Annotated in this window: 11 protein-coding genes; 8 read left to right on the top strand and 3 right to left on the bottom strand. The window is 38.8% G+C overall.

The genetic code is table 11. The annotated features are described in order from the left end of the window. From ACINWC141_RS12015 to ACINWC141_RS11995, 5 genes are all read left to right on the top strand, one after another. Positions 1–173, top strand: a 173-nt coding sequence (locus ACINWC141_RS12015) for an IS3 family transposase (RefSeq protein ID WP_034678492.1), incomplete at its 5' end; no start/stop codon positions are given. A gap of 180 nt (positions 174–353) precedes the next feature. Further along, positions 354–962, top strand: a complete 609-nt coding sequence (locus ACINWC141_RS12010) for a paraquat-inducible protein A (protein WP_009391531.1) — start codon at positions 354–356, stop codon at positions 960–962. After that, the gene (locus ACINWC141_RS12005) at positions 959–1,768 is read left to right on the top strand and encodes a paraquat-inducible protein A (protein WP_009391534.1); all 810 of its coding nucleotides are present in this window, start codon (positions 959–961) and stop codon (positions 1,766–1,768) included. Before ACINWC141_RS12010 ends, ACINWC141_RS12005 begins: the two co-directional genes overlap by 4 nt. 7 nt (positions 1,769–1,775) lie before the next feature. After that, positions 1,776–3,443, top strand: coding sequence for a PqiB family protein (locus ACINWC141_RS12000; RefSeq protein WP_009391528.1), 1,668 nt, complete (start codon positions 1,776–1,778; stop codon positions 3,441–3,443). After that, positions 3,433–4,140 (top strand): PqiC family protein, encoded by a 708-nt coding sequence (locus tag ACINWC141_RS11995; RefSeq protein WP_009391523.1) that lies wholly within the window; start codon positions 3,433–3,435, stop codon positions 4,138–4,140. Before ACINWC141_RS12000 ends, ACINWC141_RS11995 begins: the two co-directional genes overlap by 11 nt. Positions 4,141–4,200: 60 nt before the next feature. On the opposite strand, the gene uraH is transcribed toward ACINWC141_RS11995, so the two are convergent. Both uraH and ACINWC141_RS11985 read right to left on the bottom strand, forming a co-directional pair. After that, positions 4,201–4,602 carry a hydroxyisourate hydrolase gene (uraH, locus tag ACINWC141_RS11990; protein ID WP_009391536.1) on the bottom strand — a complete coding sequence of 134 codons (402 nt, stop codon included), beginning with the start codon at positions 4,600–4,602 and terminating at the stop codon, positions 4,201–4,203. Positions 4,603–4,612: 10 nt separating this feature from the next. After that, entirely contained in the window at positions 4,613–5,080 is a 468-nt protein-coding gene (locus ACINWC141_RS11985; protein ID WP_081400132.1) for a GlcG/HbpS family heme-binding protein, read from the bottom strand. Positions 5,081–5,206: 126 nt separating this feature from the next. Between ACINWC141_RS11985 and ACINWC141_RS11980 the strand changes: the two genes are divergently transcribed. Continuing rightward, a complete protein-coding gene (locus ACINWC141_RS11980) occupies positions 5,207–5,878 on the top strand; it encodes a heavy metal response regulator transcription factor (RefSeq protein ID WP_009391530.1) in 672 nt (223 codons plus the stop codon). Then, a complete protein-coding gene (locus ACINWC141_RS11975) occupies positions 5,875–7,272 on the top strand; it encodes a heavy metal sensor histidine kinase (RefSeq protein ID WP_009391533.1) in 1,398 nt (465 codons plus the stop codon). Before ACINWC141_RS11980 ends, ACINWC141_RS11975 begins: the two co-directional genes overlap by 4 nt. A gap of 65 nt (positions 7,273–7,337) precedes the next feature. Here the strand turns inward: ACINWC141_RS11975 and ACINWC141_RS20515 are convergent, their stop codons facing one another. After that, complete coding sequence (locus ACINWC141_RS20515) at positions 7,338–7,622, bottom strand: hypothetical protein (protein WP_249364764.1); 285 nt, start codon at positions 7,620–7,622, stop codon at positions 7,338–7,340. Positions 7,623–7,896: 274 nt separating this feature from the next. On the opposite strand from ACINWC141_RS20515, the gene ACINWC141_RS11960 reads away from it, so the two are divergent. Continuing rightward, a protein-coding gene (locus tag ACINWC141_RS11960) for an IS3 family transposase (RefSeq protein ID WP_155757871.1) occupies positions 7,897–8,889 on the top strand; the annotation gives its coding sequence in 2 pieces (ribosomal slippage) (positions 7,897–8,149 and positions 8,149–8,889; 994 coding nt annotated over the 2 pieces). This gene is flagged as partial in the annotation.

Below are 8,889 nucleotides of genomic sequence, written 5' to 3'. Positions count from 1 at the left end.
GAATACTGAAAAATGAGTTAGTGCATCATTACAACTATCAAACCAGAGAAGAAGCCAAAGCAGATATTATAAAATACATTGAGTTATTTTATAATCATCGAAGAATTCAAAAGGGTTTGGGTTTTAAGACACCAAATCAAATGGCCGAAGACTTTTATAAGTTGGCTGCCTAGAATCTCCCAAGGGAAAGTCTCCTGATAATTCAGCGTATATCAGAATTCATCGATGCGGTCACTAATTTTTTCTTGAAGAAATGAGATTAGTTTGGCACATTGCTTATACATACAATTCTATGCAAGCGTTGTAGCAAGCAGTTACTGATACAGTAAAACTATAAATTTCAGAGTATAACTATGAAGCTTAAAGAATTAGCAGGTTGTGAGGAGTGCGATACTGTCTATCGTAGAATGCCGCTTGCTTATGGAAAAAGAGCTTATTGCATATGCTGCGGTGCTGAACTCTATCGGCACACTAAACCTTTTTCAACATTGTTAGCTTTAATTTTAACTGCCTTAATCGTATTTATTATTGCCAATAGCTTTCCCATTGTAAAAATTGAACTACAAGGAAATACCTCTGAAACCACTTTACTTGGCGCTGTCTGGGTGATGTTTCATTATGATCGGGGTTTCGTGGGCGTCCTCATCTTAATTACTACTTTTATTGTGCCGCTTTCCTATCTTTTATTACTTTCCTATGTGCTGGGTACAGTGAGTGTATTAAAGAAAAGACCAACGTTTTTGGTGATTGCCTTACGCACACTTTTTTTTATGAGAGTGTGGGGAATGGTTGAGGTCTTTTTGATCGGAATTTTGGTCACGCTTGTGAAGTTAATGGGAATGGTATTGGTGATTCCCGAGATTGCGTTATGGGCATTCGCAATCTTAAGTGTATTGTTGGTCTATATTACTTCCATCAAGGTGAGTGATATATGGAACGAAATTGATAGGTCACTGCCATGAAAACAATAAAAAATGTGACCCAAGCAAAAAGCTCGCAGCATGGGATGGTTCTTAAGCAATATCCAAGAGCCAAAGATCTGTCATTAATTGTGTGTCACTGCTGTGGTGTCGTAAATTCTGCTCAAAATGAAAAAAGACGACGAGATAAAACGCCTCAAGTTTTACGTTGTATTCGATGTAATAGCGTGTTGCATTCACGCAAACCAGCAAGTTTAAATCGAACTTTTGCCTTAGTCGTAGCTGCAACTATTCTCTATATTCCGGCCAATGTCCTGCCAATGACAGTAACTGACTCACTTTTAGGGAGTCAGCAAGACACGATCATGAGTGGGGTCATTTACTTTTGGCAAAGTGGAGACTATCTGGTTTCAGTTGTCATTTTCATGGCCAGTATTTTTATTCCAATGCTGAAGCTGCTGATTTTGTATTTTTTATTATTTGCGGTATATCTACAATCTTCAGCCGGTTGGAAGTTTTTACCTGAGCAATGCGTTAAATTATATCGAATTGTCGAGTTTATTGGACGTTGGTCGATGATTGATGTTTTTGTGGTGGCGCTTTTAACAGCACTCATTCAGATTCAATCGCTTGCTACAATTTTAGCAGGGCCGGGTTCGATTGCTTTTGGTGCGGTTGTGGTGTTAACCATGTTTGCATCCTTAAGTTTTGATCCACGTATTATTTGGGATAATTTCTATACTTCTCAAAATACAAATAAACCTTCTTCTTTTGCTTCTGAAAAAACAACGATTATTCAGGCAGAACATCCGCCTTTGAATAGTGATTCTATTAATCCCAGTCAATAAAAGAACAATGAGTATGTCTGAAAATGAAATAACCCCTGGTAACTCAGATCATCGTGATACAGATGTTGAACTGGATAACATGAATGATTTGCCAGAACCCCAAGAAAAGAAAAGTCGATGGAAGCCTTTATTAATCTGGCTGATTCCATTAATTGCTCTTTTAATCGCGCTTTCATTAGCTGTAAAAGCGCTATTGTCTCATGGCCCTACCATTGATGTGTCTTTTCGCACAGCTGAAGGGTTAGTTGCCGGTAAAACAACAGTCCGTTATAAACAGGTGGATATTGGTGTAGTACGGCAGATTGATCTTTCAGATGACCGTTCACACATTATCGCGAGAATTGATTTGCGCAAAGGTGCGAGTAACTTTGCAGCAAAAGATTCACGATTTTGGGTTGTGCGACCACGTATTGGGACGAGTGGAGTTTCAGGAATAGACACCTTATTGTCAGGTTCTTACATTGAAGTCGATGGGGGGAAATCAGAAGAGAAAAAATTTGAATTTACAGGTTTAGAAGTACCGCCAGTGATATCTTCAGATGTTCCAGGCAAAATATTTTTCTTGAATGCAGATGATTTAGGTTCCTTAGATGTCGGTTCTCCAATTTATTATCGTCGAATTAATGTGGGGCAAATTACAGCTTATAAATTATCCGCAGATGGTAAAAATGTTGAATTGCAAACTTTTATCCGTGCGCCGTATGACAAGTTTGTAACTACCGATGCACGTTTTTGGCAGGCGAGTGGTATTGATGTGACCTTAAATGCTTCAGGCTTTAATTTAGATACTCAATCTCTGGCAAGTATTGTCGCTGGTGGTATTGCTTTCGGATACCCAGAAAATTCGCATGCTACGACGGCCGCGAATCATAGTCGTTTTAATCTTTGGGACTCAAAATCTGAGGCATTAAAAGAGCTGGATGGACAACCTCGTGGCGTGATTATGTATTTTGATCATTCATTGCGTGGGTTAGCAGTCGGTGCACCAATTGATTTCATGGGCATTGAAATTGGTAACGTTAAATCGATTAATGCAGAGTTTTATAACAACTATAAACAGATTCGCATGCGTGTTGAGGCAGTTATCTATCCTTCACGTGTTGAAAATGGTCAGGCGCTTAATCCAAATAGTGTAATTTTCAAGAACTTTGTTGAACATGGATGGCGTGCTCAAATGAGAACGGGCAACCTTCTCACAGGTCAAAACTACATTGCCCTAGATAAGTTCCCTAAAGCTAAACCAGCCACATTACAAATTCTGAGTGATGATCGTGTGGTGATTCCAACGACACCAACTGAACTGAGCGGCCTACAAGCACAAGTTTCTCAGATTGCTGATAAATTAACGAAATTCCCGTTAGTGGAAATTGGGCAAGATGTACGTAAAACGCTTAACAATATGAACACCGCTATTGCCTCTACCGATAAACTGGTTAAACAGTTAGATGGTAAAGTGGCACCTGGTTTACAGGCAACCTTAGACGATGTTCGTAAAACGGTAAGATCATCTGAGTCTATCTTGTCGAGTGATGCACCGTTGCAACAAGACGTCCGCAAAGCATTGCAGCAAATGACACGTGCGGCAGCTTCTTTACAGTTAATGGCAGACTATATTGAACAACATCCTGAATCAATTATTCGTGGTAAGACACCAGAGGCCGATGATGAAAAATAAAAATAATCGATCTTTTCAGCACCCTAAAGCAGCCAAATGGCTGCTTGGGACTGGCCTGTTTTTAACGGCAGTTGCTATGACAGCATGTTCAAGTTCACCAACACCGAACTATTACACGATGTCCCCTAAAGTCACTGCGGCTACAAAATCAACTGTGCAAGTGATTGAGGTCTTGCCAGTCGGGATTCCAGACCGATTAGACCGTGCGCCTATAGTGCTACAAGACAGTAGTGGCAAGTCTAAGGTGTTAAACAACGAGCGCTGGACATCGACCATGGGTACGCAATTACGCGATACCTTGTCTGCGGGTTTACAACAAAAACTAGGGGCAATTGACAGTTATAGCAGTGGGCTTTCTGGAAATAATCAGCCTTTATATCGAGTTTCTACAGACTTCTCTCATTTTGATATTGTAGATAACAGCAATATTAATATTGCAGTGTCTTGGGTGGTGAAGCGTCAAATACCTCCAACTCAATTAGAGTCAGCTAATGCAAAAGTCATCACTAATCGAGGAGCACAGCTAAATTGTAGAATTGCTTTTAAACAGCCGATCGATCAAAAAGCTAAAAAAATGGAAGGCATTGTCAGTGCTTCAAGTGAGGCCATGAGCCAGATCATTAATCTTATTTCTTCTTCAATTGTGGCTCTAGATTCGAACAAAAAAGCGGTTATTAGCAATGGTGTTTGTTCGTAAAACGAAATGCTTTTAATCAGCCCCTTTATGTGTGCAAAACAGATAAAGGGGTTTTTTATTTTAGTTGCCTCGATAGGTCGAATAACCATAAGGACTTAGAAGTAGGGGTATATGGTAGTGATTTACGCTGCCATCCACTTTAAAAATCACAGGTACTTCGGCAAAAAAAGTTTGTTGTTTGTTCTTTTTAAACCAGTCTTCAGTTTTAAAGGTAACTTTATAAACACCTTGCTCTAGTTTTTTATTTTCTGGATAGAGCGCTGCAATACGACCATTTGAATCGGTCACTTGCTGGTTGAGTTTAACCCACTGGTTATTGGTATTTTTTTCTAAAACGACTTCAACCTGAGAAGAGGGCAAACCAGTTTCTAGATTTAACACATGCACACTGAGTGGGTTACTTTGTGCAAATGTAGCCGAAGCTATAAATAACGAAGATAAAGCAATAAATGATTTAGACATGATGAACTCCTTATGAATGAAAAACGGTTTCAATAGCTTTGCTTGCGCATTGATTGTCATTTTGTGCGCCACCAGCACCCGCAACCCCAATCGCTCCAATCACTTGGTTCTCAAAACGAACAGGTACGCCGCCTCCTAACAAAAGTAAATTTGCTACGGTGGTTAAATTTTTTGCATCGGGGTTTTGGTTACTGTTTTGGCTTAAAACTAAGGTCGATGTTTTGGTAGATAACGCGGTATAGGCCTTTTTCTCGGCAGCCATTAGATTATGCGGACCTACCAACTCATGGCGTTCGGCAGTTAATGGATTACCGCCGCGATCCACAACAACGACTGCAATGTTTTGATTTAATTTTTTGCATGCCTCTTTCGCACTGTCGGCTAATAGGTGTGCAGTTTTAATATCTAATGAATAGACTTGATTCAAAGCAGGGGGCTGTGCAAAAGTACTATTACCCAATAACGCGGCTGTTAACATCAGCCAGTTCAATTTGTTCATTATGATTTGCCTCTAGGTCATTTTGAAAATCTTAAACAAATTGCCTAATTTCAAGCATGACAATCACATTACAAAGTTGTCATCTTTCAAATGAGTCTTTAGAAAATGCGTATCCTTATTATTGAAGACGAGATCAAGATCGCCACTTATTTGGTCAAAGGATTAAAAGAGTCTGGATATCAAGCAGAGTGTGTTCACTTAGGGCTTCAAGGTTTGGAAATGCTAAAGAGAGATGAACATGACTTGCTTATTCTTGATGTGATGTTGCCGGACATAGATGGCTGGAGCGTATTACAGGTCCTACGCCAGTTTTCAAAAATTCCGGTGATTTTCTTAACGGCAAAAGATCAGGTGATGGATAGAGTGAAAGGTTTGGAGTTGGGAGCAGACGATTACTTAGCTAAACCTTTTTCCTATATTGAACTGTTGGCACGTATTAAAAGTCTGTTAAGAAGACAGCAATATCTGCAAGAAAATGAGCTAGCTATTAGCGATTTAAAAATGGATTTGGTCAGTCATAAAGTATGGCGTAATAGAAACCTGATTGAGCTGAGCAAAACCGAATTTAATTTATTGCGTTACCTGCTGCTCAACAAAGAGCAAATTGTGACGCGCAGACAAATTGGTTCCGAAGTGTGGAATATTAATTTTGACACTGATACTAACTTTATTGACGTCGCGGTACGCCGTTTACGAAGCAAAATTGATGAGGGATATGAATTAAAACTCATTCATACCATGCGTGGTTTGGGCTATAAAATTTCGGTTAGCTTATGAACTTTAAATTTCTGCGTTCTCTTGAAGTTCGTATTACATTACTGGTCACGCTTTGTTCTGCCTTAATTTTATGTTCAGTCGGCTTTATGACCTATTTAGGCATTAATCAAATTTTATTAAAGCAACAAGATAAAGCATTAGCAGACAGAATTAACCGTTTGGAAATTTTGCTGCAAGATAGCGAAAATGTAGAGCAAATTATTGCGCGGCCTAAGCTTTACCAAAATATGCTTGGCAATCAAGACAACTTGTTTCTGCTCATTCATAAAGACAAAACTTTAATTAATATTAATCCGCTACATATTCAGTTTCCTGAGCTTGCACAGCGCAACAGTCTTCAATTTCAAGATTTAGTCAACAATCCATATCCAACACGAATTGCTTGGAAAACCATAAAGATTAATAACGAGCCTTATCTACTCATTGCCGGTAAACAATGGTCGGAACGAATCAATATTCTTTCACCTTTTCAAGAGAATCTCTTGATGTATATGGTAGGGGGGGTGTTTGCAATCTTTGTGCTTTGCATTTTAGCGTGTCATTTCGGTTTAAGGTCACTACAACAGCTTCGTAAGCAAACTCATTCAATTAACGTAAACCAGTTACAGAAACGGTTAAATCTGTCAAATTCACCTTTAGAAATTGAGCTGCTTTCAAAAGATATAAACCACATGCTTGAGCGTATCGAAAAAGGCTATACGCAACTCAACCGTTTTTCTGAAGATATTGCTCATGAGTTCCGCACACCTTTAAATAATCTGATTGGGCAAACCGAGATTGCTTTAACTGGCACACGATCAGTTGAGCAATATGAAGATTTGCTGGTGTCTCATTTAGACGACTACCACAGATTAAAACGCATGATTGATAGCATGCTTTTCTTGGCAAGAGCCGACCAGAAAATGGTTCTTGTAAACAAACAAGAGATAAACATCCAAGATGTGATAGATGGGCTATGCCAGATTTTTGAATATCAGGCTGAGGCACAAAATTGTCATTTTAGTCTTAACTTAGAGGCTAAAACGTTATTTGCAGATCCAGAGTTATTTCAAAGAGCTGTTTATAATCTTGTTTTAAATGCGCTGGTTCATGGTGGTGACAAGCGGACTATTCATATCACAACTAAACATAAGATGTTTGAGCATACGCAATGGATGAGCCTGACGGTGGTAACGGGTGGTATTTCAATTGCTGAGCATCAACTTGAGCATCTTTTTGAAAGATTTTATCAATGCCATTCAAGTCGAAGTGATGAGAATCAGACAGGTGGATTAGGTTTATCGATTGTTGCTTCAATTATGGATCTGCATTATGGCCGCTATCGAGTTTATAACACGTTCGAGGGTGTGTGCTTTGAGCTTGATTTTCCAGTTGCAGATGCTTCAAAGAAATAAAATTAATTGTTCTGTTTCTAACATAGTGGTCGTATTAAATAGTTTTAAGAGTGAATTCTATCAATTTAAAAAATGTGTTTGTATAGCTCACATGCTATTTTTTGAGGCTCTTCATTTGTTAAAATTCTTTGGCATTTTAAATTTATATATAAAGGGAATCTGTTTCTAATTTTCCTTTCTTCACTACATGAAGAGCAATTTAAATATTCTCTTTGTAATTGTCTTTTTACAATTTCCTTCACGCAAATTTCAAGCTCGAAAGAAGGTAAAAGTAAAAAGGTTAAAGAACTTTTTTCAATCTGAGTCTTTATCTCAGGATAACTTTCCATAAGTTCATTAGGATAAGTCATAAATCCTGATGAACATACAATTATATTTACTAGATCAGGGTTTATAGTTGTTATTAAATTTTTATATAACTCAATGTTTTTAATAGCATATTCTTTATAACCATATTTGGCTATGAATTGAGAAATATTTCCTATTTTAAGTATAAAGTGCTCATCTAAATCATAATAAATAGCACCAAAATCTATAGCAAATTGTTTAGCAAGGTAATCCCCCCTAAAAATAAAAGGATCTAAAAGTAGAATTTTCTCTTAAGATACGAGCAGGAGATTCTGCATGAAAACATCTAAATTTACTGACAGTCAGATCATGTCCATCTTGAAACAGGCAGAATCTGGCACACCTGTAGCGACCCTTTGCCGTGAACACGGCATGAGTAATGCTACCTTTTATAAATGGCGTGCCAAATATGGTGGTATGGATACATCATTAATGGCTCGACTGAAAGAGCTAGAAGCCGAAAATACCAGACTTAAAAAGATGTATGCGGAAGAGCGATTAAAGGCCGAAATCATCCAGGAAGCGATGGCAAAAAAGTGGTAAAGCCATCTTGCCGGCGTAAGATGGCACAACAGGCAGTTGCCCAGCATGCCATTAGTATTCGTTTGGCTTGTAAAGCATTTGGCATTAGTGAAACCTGCTACCGCTATCAAGCCAAACTCAGCGATGACAATGCACTCATTGCTGAACAGCTCATTGAACTCACTGAGGAAAATTCCGATTGGGGCTTTGGTTTGTGCTTCTCGTATTTACGGCATGTTGAGAGTTGCTGCTGGAATCACAAGCGGGTTTACCGCATTTACTGTGAGTTGGCACTGAATCTGCGTATTAAACCGAGAAGAAGACTAAAACGGCATGCGCCTGAACCATTGAAAGAACCAATCCGAGAAAATCAGGTTTGGTCATTAGATTTTATGCATGATCAGCTTTCCGATGGTCGCAAGTTTCGATTATTGAATGTGATTGATGATTACCGCCGCGAAGGCCTAGCCATTGAAGCAGGGTTCTCATTGCCCACAATCAGGGTTATTCGTACGTTGAATCAATTGCTGGAGTGGAGAGAAAAACCGTTAGTGATCCGATGCGATAATGGTCCCGAATTTATCAGTCACGAATTTGTGCGCTGGGCTACTGAGCACGGTATTCGTATTGAATATATTCAACCGGGTAAGCCACAGCAGAATGCGTATATTGAACGCTATAATCGGACCATACGTTATAGTTGGCTGAGCAAGCATTTATTTGATACTTTGGATGAAGTACAAGATT

This window comes from Acinetobacter sp. WC-141 (genome assembly GCF_000313935.1).
GTDB lineage: Bacteria > Pseudomonadota > Gammaproteobacteria > Pseudomonadales > Moraxellaceae > Acinetobacter.
This window is presented reverse-complemented; position numbering and strand designations above follow the sequence as displayed.